Source organism: Sphingobacterium sp. Mn56C, from assembly GCF_049319645.1.
In the GTDB taxonomy this organism is placed as follows: domain Bacteria; phylum Bacteroidota; class Bacteroidia; order Sphingobacteriales; family Sphingobacteriaceae; genus Sphingobacterium.
Genome location: NZ_JBMOUC010000003.1, coordinates 169,751 through 189,016 on the forward strand (window position 1 = coordinate 169,751; position 19,266 = coordinate 189,016).

General features: G+C 37.7%; 14 protein-coding genes. 6 read left to right on the forward strand and 8 right to left on the reverse strand.

Annotated features, from left to right (window positions below; genetic code table 11):
* Positions 1–13 precede the first annotated feature (13 nt).
* The 5 genes from ACL9RF_RS10360 to ACL9RF_RS10380 all read right to left on the reverse strand — a co-directional run bounded on the left by ACL9RF_RS10360 (position 14) and on the right by ACL9RF_RS10380 (position 10,686).
* Positions 14–2,977, reverse strand: a complete 2,964-nt coding sequence (locus tag ACL9RF_RS10360; protein ID WP_422800555.1) for a SusC/RagA family TonB-linked outer membrane protein — start codon at positions 2,975–2,977, stop codon at positions 14–16.
* A 598-nt stretch (positions 2,978–3,575) separates the two neighbouring features.
* Positions 3,576–4,856, reverse strand: coding sequence for a DUF4302 domain-containing protein (locus ACL9RF_RS10365; RefSeq protein WP_422800556.1), 1,281 nt, complete (start codon positions 4,854–4,856; stop codon positions 3,576–3,578).
* Positions 4,857–4,862: 6 nt separating this feature from the next.
* On the reverse strand, positions 4,863–5,762 hold the full coding sequence (locus tag ACL9RF_RS10370) for a zinc-binding metallopeptidase (protein ID WP_422800557.1): 900 nt from the start codon (positions 5,760–5,762) through the stop codon (positions 4,863–4,865).
* A gap of 12 nt (positions 5,763–5,774) precedes the next feature.
* On the reverse strand, positions 5,775–7,355 hold the full coding sequence (locus ACL9RF_RS10375; RefSeq protein ID WP_422800558.1) for a RagB/SusD family nutrient uptake outer membrane protein: 1,581 nt from the start codon (positions 7,353–7,355) through the stop codon (positions 5,775–5,777).
* Positions 7,356–7,371: 16 nt separating this feature from the next.
* Entirely contained in the window at positions 7,372–10,686 is a 3,315-nt protein-coding gene (locus tag ACL9RF_RS10380; protein WP_422800559.1) for a SusC/RagA family TonB-linked outer membrane protein, read from the reverse strand.
* Between the two features lie 425 nt (positions 10,687–11,111).
* On the opposite strand from ACL9RF_RS10380, the gene trmD reads away from it, so the two are divergent.
* The 6 genes from trmD to dusB all read left to right on the forward strand — a co-directional run bounded on the left by trmD (position 11,112) and on the right by dusB (position 16,065).
* Positions 11,112–11,789, forward strand: a complete 678-nt coding sequence (gene trmD / locus ACL9RF_RS10385; protein WP_422800560.1) for a tRNA (guanosine(37)-N1)-methyltransferase TrmD — start codon at positions 11,112–11,114, stop codon at positions 11,787–11,789.
* Positions 11,790–12,040: 251 nt separating this feature from the next.
* Complete coding sequence (locus tag ACL9RF_RS10390; RefSeq protein WP_422800561.1) at positions 12,041–13,444, forward strand: anthranilate synthase component I family protein; 1,404 nt, start codon at positions 12,041–12,043, stop codon at positions 13,442–13,444.
* Positions 13,441–13,632, forward strand: a complete 192-nt coding sequence (locus tag ACL9RF_RS10395; protein WP_422800562.1) for a hypothetical protein — start codon at positions 13,441–13,443, stop codon at positions 13,630–13,632. The genes ACL9RF_RS10390 and ACL9RF_RS10395 overlap by 4 nt, the downstream gene beginning before the upstream one ends.
* Positions 13,619–14,194 carry an anthranilate synthase component II gene (locus tag ACL9RF_RS10400; protein WP_422800563.1) on the forward strand — a complete coding sequence of 192 codons (576 nt, stop codon included), beginning with the start codon at positions 13,619–13,621 and terminating at the stop codon, positions 14,192–14,194. Before ACL9RF_RS10395 ends, ACL9RF_RS10400 begins: the two co-directional genes overlap by 14 nt.
* 10 nt (positions 14,195–14,204) lie before the next feature.
* Positions 14,205–14,987, forward strand: a complete 783-nt coding sequence (trpC, locus tag ACL9RF_RS10405; RefSeq protein ID WP_422800754.1) for an indole-3-glycerol phosphate synthase TrpC — start codon at positions 14,205–14,207, stop codon at positions 14,985–14,987.
* 79 nt (positions 14,988–15,066) lie between these two features.
* The gene (gene dusB / locus ACL9RF_RS10410; protein WP_422800564.1) at positions 15,067–16,065 is read left to right on the forward strand and encodes a tRNA dihydrouridine synthase DusB; all 999 of its coding nucleotides are present in this window, start codon (positions 15,067–15,069) and stop codon (positions 16,063–16,065) included.
* A 60-nt stretch (positions 16,066–16,125) separates the two neighbouring features.
* Here the strand turns inward: dusB and ACL9RF_RS10415 are convergent, their stop codons facing one another.
* From ACL9RF_RS10415 to ACL9RF_RS10425, 3 genes are read right to left on the reverse strand one after another with little or no spacing between them, the layout of a single operon-like run.
* Positions 16,126–17,634: a polysaccharide biosynthesis C-terminal domain-containing protein gene (locus tag ACL9RF_RS10415; RefSeq protein ID WP_422800565.1), complete on the reverse strand. Its 1,509-nt coding sequence runs from the start codon at positions 17,632–17,634 to the stop codon at positions 16,126–16,128.
* 3 nt (positions 17,635–17,637) lie between these two features.
* Positions 17,638–17,922 (reverse strand): acylphosphatase, encoded by a 285-nt coding sequence (locus tag ACL9RF_RS10420; RefSeq protein WP_422800566.1) that lies wholly within the window; start codon positions 17,920–17,922, stop codon positions 17,638–17,640.
* Positions 17,923–17,949: 27 nt separating this feature from the next.
* Positions 17,950–19,119 (reverse strand): amidohydrolase family protein, encoded by a 1,170-nt coding sequence (locus tag ACL9RF_RS10425; protein ID WP_422800567.1) that lies wholly within the window; start codon positions 19,117–19,119, stop codon positions 17,950–17,952.
* Between the last annotated feature and the right edge of the window lie 147 nt (positions 19,120–19,266).

The following is a 19,266-nucleotide window of genomic DNA, read 5'->3' on the forward strand; positions in this document are numbered from 1 at the left end:
ATCAATTTATTCATTAAAACGTTAATTGAAAACCAAACAGAGATTGTTTAGTATTTGGATTTGCACCAGTTACCAAGTTTGAATCAATCTCCGGGTCAGCACCAGAGAATTTAGTGAACGTCAACAAGTTTCGACCAGTATAGTACACCTTAGCACCTTTAAAGAACTTCGTACGTCCTAGCAATTCTTTTGGCAATTGATAACCCAGCGTAAAGCTTTTTAAACGTAAGAAAGATGCATTTTCAATTAAAGAATCATCGAATTGTCGAGCAACACCAAACCTAGGAAATTCCGTAACATCCCCTGGTTTTTTCCAAAAATCATTAACAGCCTTAGTTTGATTCATCCCTGCAAACTGTCCAGGGTTAGAAAAGAAGAATGCGTCGTTATTAATTAAATATTTACCTAAAGAATATGTAAAATAAGACTCTAAGAAGATTCCTTTATAACCAGTATTCAAACCAAAACCACCGTTAATAGGCGCATATCGCTTAATACCCGTATTTTGTTGCAATGCAGCAGAGCTAAACGATTGAGTTACATTATTTGGGTCAGTATTTGTTTTAGTATTATCTGGACCAGGCACATACCAATCAAAATTACCATTCTCAGGATTAACACCCTTTAACATTGGATAAAAAAAGGAGATTGGTTGTCCGACTACATAACTTACCCCTGTATTCGGAATAATCCAATAGTCTCTACCTTGGAATAATTCTTTGATTTCCTGTTTAACATAACCAAATGTTACGCTCGGTGTAAGGTAAAAGTCAGGGGAATTAAAGATATTATAACTCACCTCAAAGTTAAAACCTTTATTATTCAACTTACCAACATTAGAAAGAATCTGTGAATACCCTGTAGTGTATGGAATAGGTATATTCATTAACAAACTTTTGGTATCTCTATTAAAAAATTCAAAGTCAACATTTAATTTTTTAAAGAGCGTCGCATTAAAGCCTATATTACTCATCAGCTGTTTTTCCCATGTTAAATCCGGGTTTCCAATTACATTTAAGCCCCAAGCCGCAGAAGCGTTATATTGCGCAGCACTAACTGTTGGAATATGTTGGAAATTCCATGTTGATTCAGAACCACCTGAATTACCCGAGGTACCAATTGATGCTTTCAATCTTAAATCGGTTAACCATTCCACATTATTCAAGAAAGCCTCTTGTTTAATATTCCAGTTGGCACCTAAAGACCAAAATGTTGCTTTTTGATTGTTTCTACCAAATCTTGAAGAAGCATCTTGTCTTAATGTAGCATTAAAAAATACTTTTGAATTATAATCATAAGCCAATCGACCGAAGTATGAATTGTAAGCATATTCAGTTTTACTCTGGCCAACCGCAAATGTATTTGTAGCGTTACCTAATAGAATTAGACGATCATCAGCCACTCCAGCACCTTCTCCAAAGAATCCATCTTGCTTATAATCTGTATACTCCTGTCCAGCAAGTGCAGTTAAGCGATGAATATCATTTATATTCCATTTATACTCAATAGTATTGGTAATCGTTCTAGACACACCTTGTTGCCATTCTTCTCTCGCAGTACCATTATTTAAATTTGAATTATACGAAGGTAAACGTCTTGTCGAAGTACGACTATTAAAATAATCAAGCCCGGCTTGTGATTTTAAAATCAAATTTTTAACAGGAGAAACCTCAATAAATGCCGTTGGATTAAACTGTTGATTTGTTAATTGAGACGGAAATTTATCCGCTAAATATTTTGGCGAATACCTAGCTAATCCAGGAATTTGTCTATCATAATACTCATTCCCATCTTTATCATAAGGAGTATACCATGGTAATGCAAGAATTGCCAATCCACCCTGTAAAGAATTTGAGGTATACTGATTCGTCTGACGTTTATCAACACCACCAGCCAGATTCAAGCCTAAACGTACCCAATCGTTTAATCTAGTGGTCACATTACTTCTTAATGTCAATCTATCAAAACCAGACCTATACATCACCCCTTCCTGATCAAAATAAGACGTAGATATATAATACTGTGTTTTATCGGAACCACCAGAAACATCTAGATCATACTGTTTGGTTGGCACATTTTGCTTAAAATAATAATCTGTCCAATACGTATCGTTTGGCCAATCTTTACGAATCTTATCAATTTCTTCTTGGGTACTAAACCCTGAATCCAACCAATACTGTTGTAATTCAGCAGAATTCATCATATTTTTTTGCGCTTCCGATCTAGCTAGATTCGAAAATCCCCATTGTGCCCTTGCATTAATCGTCGCTCTATCACCACGAGCACCTTTTTTCGTTGTAATATAAATAACACCGTTTGCAGCTCTTGAACCATAAATCGAAGTTGCAGAAGCGTCTTTCAATACTGTTACACTCTCGAAATCATTAGGGTTAAGTGATACAATGGACCCCGATCCTACTGGAATTCCATCCAATACATATAAAGGTGAGGTACCCCCATTAATAGATCCAACACCATTTAATCGAACAGAGGGCGTAGCTGACGGCTCACCAGAGCTTGTGAAAACCTGTAATCCTGGAACCTTACCTTGCAAAGCGTCCAAAGCATTTGCAGAAGGTCTAGCCTCAATATCCTTTGCTCCAACACGAGAAAATGAACCCACAGCATTTTTTGATGCCACAGCAGAACCATATCCAACTACAATAACTTCATCCAAATCAGTATTAGCGTCATCTAAAGTTACTAAATACGTAGTAGCTTTACCTACAACAATCGTGTGCTGGGAATAACCAATAGATCTGAAGATTAATGTCTTCCCCTCAGGTACTGATATTGAATAATTACCATTGGCGTCAGTTTTTGTAACAATACTAGTCCCAGAAACTTGTACAGTAACATCAGCTACCGCCCTACCTGAACTTGTTAGTACTTGCCCAGATACTTTTTTTTCTTGAGCGAAAGCCACCGAAGTCAAAATAGCCCCTCCCAATAAAAAACTTAGTAGTTTTTGTTTCATAAATGTTTGTTTTGTTTAGTTAAAAAATTCCGGTTAGAATTCATTATCAACACTTGTTAAAAAATGTTAATATATCCCAAATATATATTCTTAAACTTGTTATTACAAGTATTTTAAAAAAAACATAATATTGTTGTAATTCAAAAAAAAACAAACCATATTTTTGAAAACAAACCATCTTTTTTGCGAAACAAATAAAAGGCAAAATAATATAAATTCAATATTTAATTTTGCCTATAATACGTTTAATAAGTTGTTACAATACATAAAAAACTTTTATTATAATCAATATTTCATATAACAATAGGATAAATGCAACATCAACAATTAAATTAAGGCACCGTAAATAAATCAAAACATACGTAACTAACACTTAAATAAAAAAAAATTAATCTAGTCTTTATCATTTTAAAAAAATCAAAATTTTACACGTATAAACCAATTTAGTGTAACGAAATAGAAGGATAGCATCGTAACCAAACGTTTTAAATAAACTAAACTTTTTTTATCGCTATAAAAAGCATGCAGGAATTGTAAGAAAACATAAAAAAAGGACGCCTCAAAAGGCGTCCTAATAAAACCAATAAATCAGCTGGCGTTAATTATTAAATGGATCATCAATATCATCCACAAAAAACTTAAACCAATTGTTTTGATTTACAACATCCTGCAGTAAGAGTTCTTTAGGATTTTCTGTACCACTACTATTTGTAATCTTAAATACACGCGAACTAAATGGTGAAAAAAAGTCATTTAAACCACTCGACCACATAGCTCCCGTAATATTTCCAACGATCCTTCCGTCAAAGGTAATACGCACCTGATCTGTTGTTCCAAATACAGGAATGATATTGATAGTTACACCACCAAAAACCGCTCCTCTTTGCATAGACCAGAATAGCCCCTGAAATCCAGAAATTGTACCCACATAGAAATTATCTACGGTATACCCCGCTTGAGTTAATTTAATTTTTGCACCATCCCAAAATCCTTGCCCAATAGGACCTATATTTTTATAAGATGTTGCCCAAACATTATCTCTAAACAAGATGTTTAAAGGCGGTGGTTGTGGAATAAATTTAAAGGTAGAATTCTCATCTGTAAAATAACCTTTAAGGTATTGAGCGGAAGGCGCTACATACTTTAATTTCTTTACCTTAACACCACGAATTTCTGTTTCTTTATACAAATCCAAGCCATCAGGTACAACGCGGAAGGTAATTAAAGGACCATTCAAATCTTCAGGAAGCTGAAAAGTTCGTTGCCCAAGATTAACATCCTCTATATCGCCCGCTTTATTCTCAAAAAGAAAGTACGTTTGATTATCAAAAAATGCTGCAAATTCAATATAACTATCGTGAACAGCTTGGCCAGTAGCATCCATCGGCTCCATTAGAATGGTATTTCCTGACTTCTTACCCTTTAAAACAATTCCTTTTTCTGTTGCCTCCAATACAATAAATTCAAAATCACCTCCCATTCCAGTATCGTTGGCCCCGTTGCCACTATCTACCCCGGGTTCAGAGAAATAGTGAATCACTTTATTATAGGAATTAAAAGTTAGAATTGGCCCTCCCTCAGGCACTACAGCATACGAACTTTTTATTGTAGATAAATTAATATCAGAAGTTAAAGAGACCTCAGCGTCCGAGGTAAATTTCGCAAAGAGCGAGTAGCCACCGAATTCTTGTTCAGGATGTGGAAAATAACGGATTATCCAACCATTGGGATTAGCACGCAACACACTGTATATATGTGTAATAGCTTCATCCATCCTTACCGAAGGTGACTTATCAAAAATTTCATCTTGAGTCCGTTTACACCCAAAGAATATCAAAACGGATAAGATTGCTAAGACAATAATATTTTTATTTCTCATAATAAGCTATTTAATATTCAATTGGTCAAAATCTTTCAAAGCAGCCGTTCTTTCCAGCACCTCGTCTCGTAAAATATCCAAGTCTATTCCCCAGGAATTTAACATATATTCCTTCACAATACCAAATTTGTTCAGGATAATATTTCGCCCAGCTACGCCTGCTGCTCCTGTGCCACCAGCATTTATACGTGCATTCCACTGTGCCGGAGTTAGCGTGACATAAAATGCAATTAACTCGACAAAGTCCTCGTTCGCCTCTTTCCCGGCATAGGGTGAAATAAAACCTTTCTGTGCAGCCTTAGCGTTCGTATCAAATAAGGTATTCCAAGCATCATTAACATAGTCCTTAGAAGAGATTTGATTAAAATTAATACTAAAAGGTTTATTCTGATTTAGAATATGAGCAAACTCATGGTGAATCGTATGAAAATACCTTTCTCTTAAAAGCGCAGCATTTGTTGAATTCGCTGCCGTAAGCTGATTTAAATTATAGATTGAAATCTTCCTTCCCCCTTCGGCTGTCCCCAAAACTATAGTACCGTTATTATTATACGCCGGAGACCCTATGTAATTTAAAATCTTAGGAAAATAAGCATGGATAAAATCTTTACTTCCTGTGACTTTATCGTACGCCTCAATTGCCAAATATTGAATTAAACGCGTCATACGTATAGAGCTCTCATAATTTGCCGGACTTAAATTATAATTCATATCCGATTCTTTGTCGACATACTTATAAATGACTGCAATATTATACGGTTTTGTATACTCGCGTTCTACATATTTATCCAATTCATTTAATGCAATAGAAGAATCAACAAAAATACTATTCGAGTCTAATTTTTCCTTTGAACAGGAAACACTCAATCCTATCCCAAGTAATAAATACAAATATTTCTTTTTCATAATTTCCAATTTTTATCTAGGGTTAGCTTGTAAACCTGCTGCAATAACAGCCTTTGGCAGCTGCAATGCCTGGCGTTTATCTCTATTCACTAATTTAGTAGCCGATTCTATAGAAGCTACAACAGTCCCTGCTTCCAATACACGACGCTCAACCTCAATACCATAACGCTTAATATCAAACCATCGTAAGCCTAAGTGTAACGTTTCATTCCTGCGCACATGCAACAAAAAGTGCAACAAGTTTTCCTGATCTCCAGCCTCAACCAAAAAATCTGGCGCCAGTTGTTTCTTTGGTGTAGGAAGCGAAGCCGTAAAATAAGGGGTTTCCTTTGCCCAAGTATTAATCTGTGCAAGACCAAATGCAGCCGAAACAGGGTTTACCAATTTATTATTGATTACACGCTTTAGCTCCTCGACAGCTTCAGGATATTTCTTCAGCATAATATTTGCTTCTGCACGAACTAACATCGTCTCTTCTACAGTAAACGGTGCGTAAATATTATGTCGGTATCCAATCTGTGCTACAGGATCTGTAAACTCAAATAAATAAGGCTGATGTGGTGCAACAACTTTATCAAGATTTGTACCACCATATTCATACAATCTAGGTCTAAATGCTGTAGAATTCAATTTTCCCCAAGCACCTGGCGCTCCCCAAGTCTCGGTATTATAAATTAAACTACCATGACTATACTTAGACCCTTCATAATATGGGCCAAATACAAGTCCAGCATTACTAAAACCGGTCTGAATTAACAAGTTCGCCCTTTCCGTACTCGCATTATAGAAAACACCCATCTGCACAGGTGATTGTGCGCCACTATTTGCTAAGGCAGTGGTATTACGCATTATGGGGTTAACACCAATAGCTTTATTGGCATAATCAACCGCTTTCGCCCATTGCTGCATATACAAGGCAACACGTGCTGCAAAAGCATAGGATGCAGCCTTATTCATATGGAACTTTGGTGTCGAATTATAGATGGCATCATTAATTAACGGAAGTCCTTCTTCGATATCCTTGGTAATATGATCGTATACCTCTTTTACAGTACCACGAGAATATTGTGGCGAAAGCTCTGTTTCTGGACTTGTTAAATACGGAATCCCTAAGTCCTTATTCGAATCTTTCGTGGTATAATGCATAGAGAATACATTCACCAAAATAAAATGACTATAAGCCCTAGCCAATAAAGCTTCTCCTTTCTCCGCTTTTAAGCTTTCTGGATTTCCTAATTCAACAATGGCATTTAAAGCCTGATTAGCACTTCCAATCGCCTTATAACAAGACTCCCATAAATCATTTGGCGTATCCAAACCTATCTCCGAAACATCATTCCAGCGAAATAGCTCGTTGTACAACCGTACGGTATTAGGGTTTCGAGGCCCATAATCATCCACATTATCTGAACTAAGTTCAGTAATTAAAGTATAGGAAGTTGTAGGATATGCAGAAACTAAAATTTTAGTTATCTTTTTTTCTTCATTAAGTTCTGTCCTATTATCTGGCATCAAATCCAGGTATTTATTACAGGATGAAAGAGACAACCCTAACGTTCCTAGTAGTAATAGTATATTAAATTTCTTTTTCATGTTCAAACCTGCTATGTTATAAACCTAATCTTAATGTAAGCGTGTATTGACGAGGTATAGGAGCCGCGACACCTCCAGAGTTTATGAATTCTGGATCCTGACCATTAAGCTTTTTATCCGCATAAATTAAAAATAGATTTGTCGCATTAAAACGTAAACCCAATGAAGATAATTTCCAAGCAGCAATTTTTTCCTTTGGAAACTCATACGCCAAAGAAACATCCTTAAGACGGATAAAATCTCCTTTAGCAATACGATCTGTAGAGTAATTGTAGGAACTGTAGGCAATTTTTAAATCTGTATCGTTTCTATTTTGCCTAGTCGTTGCAATGGTAGGAATGGTTGTACGGTCCTCATCTCCTGGTATAACCCATCTATTTTTGAATTCCCTAGGCATCGCCATAAAATCCGTATAGCTGTTACGGAAAATAGGATTCAAACGAATAACATTGCCAAAAGAGTAGGTCATAAATACATTTAACCTGAAACCACCATAGGTAAATGTATTCCCTAAGCTACCCATATCCGTAGGTTCAGTTGTACCGGAATATTTCAAGAAAGATAAATCATCAGTCTCTTGAAAATAAATACCAGAAACCGTAGTCTCTCCATTCTTATTATTGAAAGTTGGCAAACCCTCATTATTTAAACCCGCAAAAGGAATAGAAAACAACGATCTTGCTGAATACCCCTCTAAGGCAAAACCATTTCCTGTAATCAAGTCAATAACCCTACTTTGAGTTTTTAAATCCGTAACCTTATTCGTTACATGTGTGTATATAAAATTGGTCGTCCACTTAAATTTGGTATCCCTAAATATATGCCCCGTTACACTCAACTCAGCTCCCTGCGATTTCATATTCGCAACATTACCCATCTTGTAGATCGTTCCCGAAGCACCTTGCGTATTGATAAAACCAATAAGGTCAAAATTATTACGTTTAAACCAGTCGAATTCTAGGTTAATTCTATTGTCTAAAAGCCCGGCACTCAAGCCTAAGTTAATCTCTTTTTTCTTCTCATAAGTTAACCCTCTATTTTCAGGATCACGAACCTCTAGTCCAGACTCTGAATCAATTACGTTCGGCCTCCATGGATTGTATGCTGAAATTACCGCTCTAGAATTCGTTACATTCGATGGGCCTCTATCTCCTGTTAAGCTATAAGATGCCTTAACCATTAGGTGAGAAAGCGCAGGTGTTAAATCTTCGAAGAAATTTTCTTGATGAATATTCCAAGCGCCTGAAATATTCCAAGAAGGCATCCAGCGCGATGATGTTGTCATACCTAAACGGTTAGAGCCTTCATAACGAGCCGATCCATTAAGGATATATTTATTATCGTAACTATAGTTAGCGTTAACTAAAAACGCAGCCTCACGAGATCGCGTATTTACTAACCTATAATACGGAGAATTTTCCTCCTGCCCTCGTTTAAATGTTTGGTATACTACATAAGGAATTTCTCCCAAATCATATTGCATACCCCAGCCCCTAAACCAAGTGTTGGTACGTTTGGCATCATTAATGGTAGTCGCCCCGAATAGGGTTAAACTATTTTTATCATCAAATTTTTTATCATACTGCACTGTAAATCTAAAATCTTTAGTCAGCAAATCATAGTCTGAACGATTGTAAATCCCCCCTTCCGTCAATACGCTAATTGGCAATGCATAAGGGTCATTTGGATCTTTATACAGATAAGGATTTAAATCTCGAATGGCAGTAGTTGGCATCCAACGGTATGCAATAGCTTGATTGGAGCGATCTTTAATATGATGGTGTTGGGCAGTACCTTGATAACGTAAACTACCTAACGCAGTGAACATTAGGTTTGTTAGCGGCTTCCAGGTTAACTCCCCTTGAAATTTTAAATCTGTAACTTTATTATCAATATAATTATTTTCTAATTCGTTTAAAATATTGAAAGGTGCATAATTACGCACATAATACTCCCTAGCATCCATTGTTCGCGAAGTATTCATCGCATACATATATGGATTGATATCAAAATCACGTTTCACCTCACCAAAAACGACATCCGTACTTTGGCCTAATGTACCTGGAGCCTTTTGATTACGGTATGAACCATTGGTGATGATATTTAACTTAAAATTATTGAAAATGTTATAATTTGCATTCAGGTTATACGTATAACGATCAACACTACTAGCTTTTGTCCATCCGGGATCTACTAAGCCACTCAAGGAAGCATAATATTGCGCCTTTTCTGTACCAGAGGATAAACTCACGGAGTGATTATGTTGCAAACCCGTACTAAATAATTCATCAAACCAATCGGTATTACGATACTCCGCTTGCCTTAAATATTTATTTGTTTCGGCACCACCAAGATATAAGTCATTAAAAAGTTTACCCTCGTTAATCAATTGATACATCTTACCATAAACACCACTCGAAGAAGCGTTTGAAGTTTCCGCCAAAAGTAGATACCCTTTTTGGTACATCTCCTTATAAACAGACATCTGCTCTTGGGAATTCATAATATTGAACTCCGTATAACGTGGTATAGCGCGGGAAGTATATTCACCGGAATACGTAATAGCATTTCGACCAGCAACACCGCGTTTAGTTGTAATAACAATTACACCCGCCATTGCTCTAGCTCCATAGATTGAAGTTGCAGAACCATCTTTTAAAATTTGAAAAGATTCAATGTCATTCGCATTTAATCCTGCTACAGCAGAACTAATTAAAGTTAAGGCATCTCCAGAAGAAAGCGCATCAGACGAAACATCCGCAACATCTTCTAGAATAACACCATCTACAACCCAAAGAGGTTTCGAGCTACCATATAACGAAGTTGCTCCACGGACTTTGATTCGGGGTGCAGTACCAAATGTCCCCGAAACATTCTGCACACTCACCCCGGCAACCCTACCTTCTAGACCTCGACTAGGATCTGGAAGGCCGCCAATAGCAGCAGCTTCACCTGAAATTTTTGAGGTTGCACCAGTAAACAAACGTTTGTCAACACGTAACCCCATACCCGTAATTACGACCTCGTCAATAGTTTTATCGTCAGACTCCAGCTGAACATTGATTTCGGCACTGCTGCCTACGACAACCTCCTTTCTTTGAAATCCAACATATTGAAAAACCAACGTCGTTCCTTGCGGAACTTCAATAGAATAAACCCCAGATGCATCTGTCGAAACGCCCTTAGCGCTTTGCTTTTGAAATACAGAAACACCGGAAAGGGATTTACCTTCAACCGAGGTTACTCTACCTGTAACCCTTCGGCTTTGTGCCATAGAAATATCAATTAATGATAGGAGCACAATAAAAAAACTGAGCAGTTTTTTCCCCATGTGAACAAAGATTAGTTAAAAAAAATGATAATAAATTGTTAATAATCTGGCTTTGATAGCCCTTAGTATACTCTAAGTTAATAATTTAATTTTATATTATAACTAATAATACATACCACACTACCTTATTGTAAATAAAAAAATAAATAAAAACCTGTAGGACAATTATTTAGTTTTTCGATAGAACAACATTAGAAATTAAATTTTCCTATTATTAGTTTTGATTGCCAAATATTTAACACCAAAGGCTTAACACAAGATTTCCCGCTTAAACTATTGGGTAAAAAAAAAAATACTCTTTACTAAATATATAGATAAAAAAAAGCACGTTAGTTTCATTTTCAACTACTACAATTCAACAAATTATTCCAGGAATAAGACAGTCAAAACATACAATACTAATTACGAACTATTATCTTTGCAAGATGCGTTTTGATATTATCACAGTATTACCTTCTTTATTGGAGAGCCCTTTTGCTCACTCCATATTACAGCGAGCCCAAAAGAAAGGTCTGGCTGAAATTCATGTACATAATTTACGTGATTATGCGACCAACAAGCATAAATCTGTCGACGACTACCCTTATGGAGGGGGCTCTGGTATGGTGATGCAGATCGAACCTTTTGCTGCCTGTATTGAAAAGCTGCAAAGCGAACGTGATTACGACGAGATTATTTATATGACACCAGACGGCATTACGTTAAACCAAGAGATAGCAAACGATTTGTCGACACGTGGAAATATTATTATTTTATGCGGTCATTATAAGGGTATTGATCAACGTATACGTGATATTTTCGTAACCAAAGAAATATCAATCGGCGATTATGTCCTTTCTGGGGGAGAGCTTCCGGCCGCAATTGTTGTAGATGCGATTACACGTTTAATACCGGGTGTTCTTTCGGATGAAACCTCCGCCTTATCGGATTCTTTTCAAGATGGGTTATTGGATGCTCCAATTTATACCCGCCCGGCAGATTACAAAGGACATCGCGTACCGGATATCTTATTAAGTGGCAACGAGGCTAAAATCAATGCCTGGCGCGATGAACAGCAGCTTAAAAGAACGCAGGAAAGAAGGCCTGATTTATTAAATGACTAAGTTTTAACACATTTTTTTAATTTATTTATAATTATAGTTTGATTATTTGAAAAATATTATAATTTTGCATTATAATGAACAAACAAATGACATATCAATTCTGGTGGTGGCCTGGTGCAAAAGCGTCGGGATGTAGCTGTATTTGGTATAATGCATAAAGATTTTTCATAATCAACCAAAACAACAAAAATAAAGCCCGGCGTTAATTCGTCGGGCTTTTTTTATTAACATTGAAAACTATTTTTAGCGATATGGCTTATCTATTTAAATCAAATTACAAAAAACTGCTTGCAGATACCACAACACCTGTAAGCATCTACCTACGCCTTAGGGATTCCTTCCCAAATAGTCTTTTGTTAGAGAGTTCGGAGTACCATAGCCGTGACAATAACATCAGTTATATCTGTTGTCAACCGCTTGCTGGCATTGTATTAAACGAGAATGAGCTTGTAATACAGTATCCAAACCAAGAAAAAATCAGCAAAAATGCGGATACCATAAACCTTCGTCAAGAGGTCTCAGATTTTAGAGAATCCTTCGAAGCTACAGCTATTCCAGAGGTCAACCTAATTTCTAATGGTCTTTTCGGTTATTTTTCTTTCGATGCAGTGGAGCATTTTGAAGATATTAACCTTACAGCTAAACTGGATGACAGCCGTAAAATACCTTTTCTACAGTACCATATTTACAAGTATGTCATTGCTATAGACCACTTCCGAAACCAACTGTATATCTTTGAAAATCTCTTGGAAAACGAGGATTCTGATTTGGAACGTATGGAATACCTGATACAGAATAAGAACTTCCCTGAATATTCATTCAGTCTAAATGGCGAGGAAAGCTCGAATATGACCGACGACGGATTTAAAACCCTCGTCGAGAAAATGAAAACGCATATCCGCCGTGGCGATGTTTTTCAGATTGTACCCTCACGGGCGTTTTCAACACCCTTTTTGGGCGACGAGTTTAATGTATACCGCGCTTTAAGATCCATCAACCCTTCGCCTTATCTTTTTTACTTCGATTATGGCGACTTTAAGTTATTTGGCTCTTCGCCAGAGGCTCAGTTAACCATCAAAAAAGGGGAAGCCACAATTTATCCGATTGCCGGAACATTTAAACGTACTGGAAATATGGAGGAAGACGAGAAGATTGCCGAAGCACTTAAAAATGACCCTAAAGAATCTGCCGAGCATGTTATGCTGGTCGACTTAGCGCGTAATGATTTGAGCAGACATTGCACTCAGGTGAAGGTTAAATCGTATAAGGAGGCGCAGTACTACTCGCATATTATACACTTAGTTTCCAAAGTATCCGGACAACTTAATCCTAGCGCTAACCCCTTTGATGTCGTTGGCGATACTTATCCTGCCGGAACACTGTCTGGAGCACCGAAGCATATGGCCTTAACGCTAATCGATCGCTACGAGGGCTTACAACGCTCATTCTACTCGGGTGCCATCGGCTTTATGGGGTTCAATGGCGATTTTAACCATGCCATTATGATACGTTCTTTTTTAAGTAAGAAAAATGTTTTACACTATCAGGCTGGCGCTGGTATTGTGCTGGACTCTGATCCGGAAAAAGAATTGCAAGAGGTAAACAACAAAATTGCGGCCCTACGCCGCGCTTTAGAATTAGCACAGGACATATGATACGCCCAATCGATTATTGCGAAACGCCGGACCATTTCTCGTCCAGCATCTTAACCATAGAACAGCGCATCGAAGAGCTGCAAACTCTTCGTAAACAGTATATTCAAAAATTTCAAACCCTAACGGCTACAGTAAATCTGACCGCAGTAGAGCAGCCTCAAGAAAGTATATATAATGAGCAAAAATAAAATTATTGTTATAGATAACTACGATTCATTCACGTATAATTTAGTACATCTTTTACAAGAGCTTGGCGAGACATATGAGGTCGTAAGAAATGATAAATTTGAACTGGAGTATTTGGAGCAGTTCGATAAAATATTGTTATCTCCAGGGCCTGGTATTCCAGAAGAAGCGGGGCTATTGTTAGATGTTATACGTACTTACGCAGCAACAAAAAGTATTCTGGGGATTTGTCTTGGACAACAGGCTATCGCTGAGGTATTTGGCGGCAAACTTTTTAATATGCCTAAGCCATTGCATGGGGTAGCCTCCTCTATACACATAACAGATAAATCGGAAAGACTATTTAAAAATTTTCCCGAAGACTCTAAAATTGGGCGTTACCACTCCTGGGCGGTAGAAAAAGAATCGTTACCCGATAGTTTAAAGGTAACAGCAATAGACGAGAACGGAATAATTATGGCATTATCGCACAGCACTTATGATGTGCGTGGCATGCAATTTCACCCCGAATCTATCCTTACCGATAATGGAAAGATTTTACTTGCAAACTGGATTAACGGATAATACGAAAGATATGACCATACTAGATAAAATCGTCGCAAAGAAAAAAATTGAAGTTGCGGAGGCAAAGGCAAAAACTACAGTTGAAGAATTGCAGCAGTATCCCTTGTTTTCAAGAACCTGTTACAACTTAAAAGCGTCCATATTAAACCCTGAAAGAACGGGTATCATTGCTGAGTTTAAACGAGCATCGCCATCCAAGGGTTTAATCAATGGCAACGTTACGGTACAGGAGGTGGTAAAAGGTTATCAAGCGGCCGGTGCTTCGGCTATATCGGTGCTTACAGACCCTGACTTCTTCCAAGGTAGCTTGGCCGATCTTACGGCAGCACGCGAGGTATTAACCATTCCCTTGTTACGCAAGGAATTTATTGTTGATGCCTATCAAATTGCAGAAGCGAAAGCGTATGGCGCCGATATTATATTATTGATTGCCGCTTGCTTAAGTCCTGCAGAGGTTAAAACCTTGGCAGCATATGCCAAGGAATTGGGATTAAATGTTTTGCTTGAGGTACATAATGAAGAAGAGCTTTTTGCTAATACCATAGAAAATATTGATGCTATTGGGGTAAACAACCGCAATCTAAAGGATTTCTCGGTATCTCTGGAGCATTCGTATAACTTGGTAAACTTAATTCCTTCGCCGTATATTAAAGTATCAGAAAGTGGCATTTCTGACCCGGAAAGCATACGCGATCTTAAGCAGCGTGGTTTTCAGGGTTTCCTTATTGGCGAAAATTTTATGAAAACCGACAATCCACAGCTGGCCATAAAAGCATTTGTAGCGCAGTTATAAAGGCCGTGGGTTTGTCATGTTTACTTCAACATTAGGGTGGCTTTTTCATTTTTGTCTTTATTATTTCTAATTTTGCAAAATGTCTGTAAAAATTGGCGAAAATATTGATTTAGGAGAGTTTCCATTGTTGCTAGCTCCGATGGAGGATGTTAGCGACCCTCCTTTTCGTTTTGTGTGTAAACAAAACGGAGTGGATATGATGTATACGGAGTTTATCTCCTCGGAGGGCTTGATACGAGACGCGGCAAAATCGCGACAGAAGCTGGATATTTTCGAGTATGAGCGGCCTATTGGTATACAGATTTTTGGTTCCGATATTGAGCATATGCGCCAATCGGCAGAAATTTGTGCACAGGCAGGTCCTAATTTAATCGATATTAACTACGGCTGCCCTGTAAAGAATGTGGCTTGCCGTGGTGCCGGTGCATCTTTATTGCAGGATATCGATAAGATGGTGGCTATGACAAAGGCGGTTGTAGAAGCAACAGATTTACCTGTTACCGTAAAAACACGCCTGGGGTGGGACGATAACACCAAGAATGTGTACGAAGTAGCTGAACGTTTGCAGGATATCGGTATAAAGGCTCTGTCTATACATGGACGTACACGTGCTCAGATGTATAAAGGACAAGCCGATTGGAGCATGATCCGTGATATAAAAAGAAACCCACGTATTACCATACCTATTTTTGGAAATGGTGATGTAGACTCGATTGAAAAAGCTGCCGCTTGGCGCCAGGAGTATGAGGTTGATGGCATCATGATAGGCCGTGCCTCTATCGGATATCCGTGGATATTCAGAGAAATCAAACATTTCTTTGAAACGGGCATGTATTTAGATGGCCCAACAATTGGCGAACGCGTGGAGGTATGCCGTACGCATTTAACAAAATCTATTGAGTGGAAAGGCGATAAAACGGGAATATTTGAAATGCGCCGTCACTATGCTAATTATTTTAAAGGTATTCCTAATTTCAAAGAATACCGTATGAAACTGGTCAGTTTACAATCCTTTGAGGAGATACAAGAAGTTCTTGAAGAAATAAAACATAATTTTAGCGAAGAATTTATTGGATAAAAAGAGATAAAAAAGGCATGCCTTTTTTATCTCTTTTTATTTTATCAATCAATTGTATATTTACTTTTTACGCAACAAAGCTAAAACCTTATTCTTTTCCTTCCTTACGATAAAAAGGATAAACAACAAGAATAACCCATTGCTGATCCAGACCGTACTATCTAACCCGTAAAATATCAACGCCGACAGGCCTGCACCTCCGAATAAATAAAACAAATTGCTACGTGTATGGTAGGGAATAGGATAGTTTTTTTGCCCCCATACATAACTTAAAATAACCATGATGCTATAGGCAAGTGTTGTAGAAAGCACAGCTCCCAAAAATGAATAATGGGGGATAAATACAATATTTAAAATGATGGTCAATACGGCGCCAATACCTGAAATATAAAGCGCATACCGGGTTTGATCCGACAACTTATACCATACCGATAAATTCATGTAGATCCCTAATAATACATTATTAAACAGCAATATCGGCACAATATATAATCCCGACCAATACCCTAAGCTCTCCTTATCACCCCCTTTAATAAAATACTTCAGCCAGTCTAGGTTGGCACAAATACCCACCATAACAACGACCATGGCAATTATAAAATAATCCATAATCGAAGCATAAGTTTTACGTGCATTCTCATGTTTGGCATGCGAGAAGAAAAAGGGCTCTACCCCCAGCCTAAATGCCGTAATAAAAAGATTAAGGAAGATCGCTAATTTAGCGACAGCACCATAAATCCCTAAATCGCGATCGCCCAGCTCGCCAGGCAAAAGGCGTGGAAACATCATTTTGTCCAAATGCTCATTAATAATATAGGACACATTGGCAATTAATATGGGAAGACTATAGGCCAACATACTACGGATAAGCGCTTTGTCTGGTGCAAATTTGAAAGCACGAAGCTGCGGCAATAAGAGCAACAGCGTTACTATACTCGCTATTAGGTTGGATATAAACACATTACCTAGCCAGCCTTCATGAAACCAACCTGAAGCAAATTGCTGCCAAAAAGAAGAATCTTTAACCAATGCGGGCAACCAGAATAGTAAAAAGCAATTGCTCAATACCAATACAAAAATATTAATCAATTTTATGGCACCATATACCAAAGGTCTACCTTCGGCTCTGAGCTTCACAAAAGGTATAACAGCCAAAGCATCTGCCGCAAGAATGACGCCGAAATACTTTACATAGGAAACATACTCCGCCGCATCTGCCACCTGTTTCCCTTCGCCAAGCCAAGCCGCAATAGGGTTTATAAAAATAAATAAGGTAAGTATAAATAGCGTACTCGTAACAAGGGTAATAAGGAAGCTATTGTTAAATATTTTGCTGCGATCTTCTTTTTCCACGCGCTGCAAATACCGGAAATAAGTCGTTTCCATCCCCAATGCTAATACGGCATTTATCATGGCAGCATAGGCATACAGATTGGTAAAAACGCCATATACAGCAGTCGGAAATTTGTGGGTAAAGATGGGCGTTAACAAGAAATTAAGTACACGAGCAATGATTGTACTTAAACCATAAATCATGGTGTCGCTAAGCAGTTTTCTAACGGAAGACACAGTTTAGTTTTTGATTTTTTTTAGGACCTCAAAATTCTGAAAACCTTTGATATCATCGTGTTCAGTAAAACTTACCGCTTCCACCACAGCCCTATCTGTGCCCTCATTACAAAAATCCAATAGGGCTTCCAATGCAAAACCATCACCCTCGGCTTCTATATAAACAGAACCATCCGGCTGGTTAACAACAAATCCCTTTACACCCAACTGGTCAGCAACAGCTTTTGTTGTCGCTCGGAAATATACGCCTTGCACTTTTCCTGTAACCTTGATATTCCAATGCTTCATTAAAGCAAAAGTAAACAATTTATTTACTTAGACAATGCGCTCTACTTCGACCTTTTCAGTTAGTGCTAAATGCTCTATATTTTTCAATAATATTAAACCTGGTCGCTTACCAACATCCAAAGAACCCAACTCCTGCTCTAAACCCAATGCTTTAGCACCATTTAAGGTGGCCCATTTCAGGGTATCCTGTAGATCGAGATCTTTAAAGTTGGCATGTAGGGTTTTTAATTCTTCCACAATACTTAAGCTATCATTAGAAGCATAACTATCTGTACCTAAAGTCATTAAAAATTTATTATTCTTTAGAATATTAATATTCGGCAGACTTCCTTCGATATACAAATTCGCCTTCGGACACAAACAAAAGATAACATCGCGCTCCATACGCTCAATAAAATCAACATCTTTCGAAGAGGTAAAAGTGTTGTGCACTAAAATAGTTTTATTTTCCATCGGCAATAGCGGAAGATACGATTGTATTGAATTGCGCGCCTGCGGCTTAAAATCTTCTAAAGGAAGACCCATGCGTTCGTAAAAACCTAAAAAATCCCCCTTCTTGTATCGGAAAAACTTATTCTCTTCTTCAGTTTCTTGATTATGTATAGAGATGATATTGTTGGAAGCAATGGATTTCTTAAAAACTTTAAGCATTTCCTTGGAACAGGAGTATGGGGCGTGTGGCGTAATAGAGGCATGGCCCGCATCGAAATTAAATTCGATTTCCCTTGCAGCATCTATTTTCTCCCTAGCTTCGTCCTTCTTGACACCAATAATCTCTACAAAGGTATGGTAGTGCATTTTACTCTTCTCCTTCACCTGCGCAGAAATAGAACCGTTAACATGGTCTCCAACGGCCTGTATACCTGCAGCATACATGGCTTCATCGGCCTTTTCCATCGCCTCCTGAACCAGCTTATCATCGGCCTTACGCTTTCCGATAACCTCGCCAATAAACGTAACAAGACCAGTGTTCTGCGCAATCTGACCTTTCAAATGGGAAAGCTCTAAGTGACAATGAGTATTCACAAATCCCGGGATTAAAACTCCCGACAATTCTGTAATTTTTATATTCGGTGGAGCATTAAATCTCTCGTAGACTCCAACTACTCTTCCATCCTGATCCATTCCAATTACTCCATTTTTAATGGGCAATCCCGTGATTGGCATCACGTAATCTGCAGCATAATAAACTATCATATATTCCTCCTTAATTGTCCTCCATCACCCCACAAAATTAATCCTAAGCACTATGAAAGACAAGAACTTTCTAAATGTTTTTATATTAATTCAATTTTAATACCAATAATTTAATTTTGACAAAAAAAAACTACAATTAGTCGTTTT

Excerpts from the sequence above, each read along its gene's own strand:
- ACL9RF_RS10390 (WP_422800561.1), top strand. The coding sequence starts at position 12,041 with ATGGCTTATCTATTTAAATCAAATTACAAAAAACTGCTTGCAGATACC.
- trpC (WP_422800754.1), top strand. The coding sequence starts at position 14,205 with ATGACCATACTAGATAAAATCGTCGCAAAGAAAAAAATTGAAGTTGCG.
- dusB (WP_422800564.1), top strand. The coding sequence starts at position 15,067 with ATGTCTGTAAAAATTGGCGAAAATATTGATTTAGGAGAGTTTCCATTG.
- ACL9RF_RS10420 (WP_422800566.1), bottom strand. The coding sequence starts at position 17,922 with ATGAAGCATTGGAATATCAAGGTTACAGGAAAAGTGCAAGGCGTATAT.
- ACL9RF_RS10370 (WP_422800557.1), bottom strand. The coding sequence starts at position 5,762 with ATGAAAAAGAAATATTTGTATTTATTACTTGGGATAGGATTGAGTGTT.
- ACL9RF_RS10360 (WP_422800555.1), bottom strand. The coding sequence starts at position 2,977 with ATGAAACAAAAACTACTAAGTTTTTTATTGGGAGGGGCTATTTTGACT.
- ACL9RF_RS10365 (WP_422800556.1), bottom strand. The coding sequence starts at position 4,856 with ATGAGAAATAAAAATATTATTGTCTTAGCAATCTTATCCGTTTTGATA.
- ACL9RF_RS10380 (WP_422800559.1), bottom strand. The coding sequence starts at position 10,686 with ATGGGGAAAAAACTGCTCAGTTTTTTTATTGTGCTCCTATCATTAATT.
- ACL9RF_RS10425 (WP_422800567.1), bottom strand. The coding sequence starts at position 19,119 with ATGATAGTTTATTATGCTGCAGATTACGTGATGCCAATCACGGGATTG.
- ACL9RF_RS10395 (WP_422800562.1), top strand. The coding sequence starts at position 13,441 with ATGATACGCCCAATCGATTATTGCGAAACGCCGGACCATTTCTCGTCC.
- ACL9RF_RS10400 (WP_422800563.1), top strand. The coding sequence starts at position 13,619 with ATGAGCAAAAATAAAATTATTGTTATAGATAACTACGATTCATTCACG.
- ACL9RF_RS10375 (WP_422800558.1), bottom strand. The coding sequence starts at position 7,355 with ATGAAAAAGAAATTTAATATACTATTACTACTAGGAACGTTAGGGTTG.
- trmD (WP_422800560.1), top strand. The coding sequence starts at position 11,112 with ATGCGTTTTGATATTATCACAGTATTACCTTCTTTATTGGAGAGCCCT.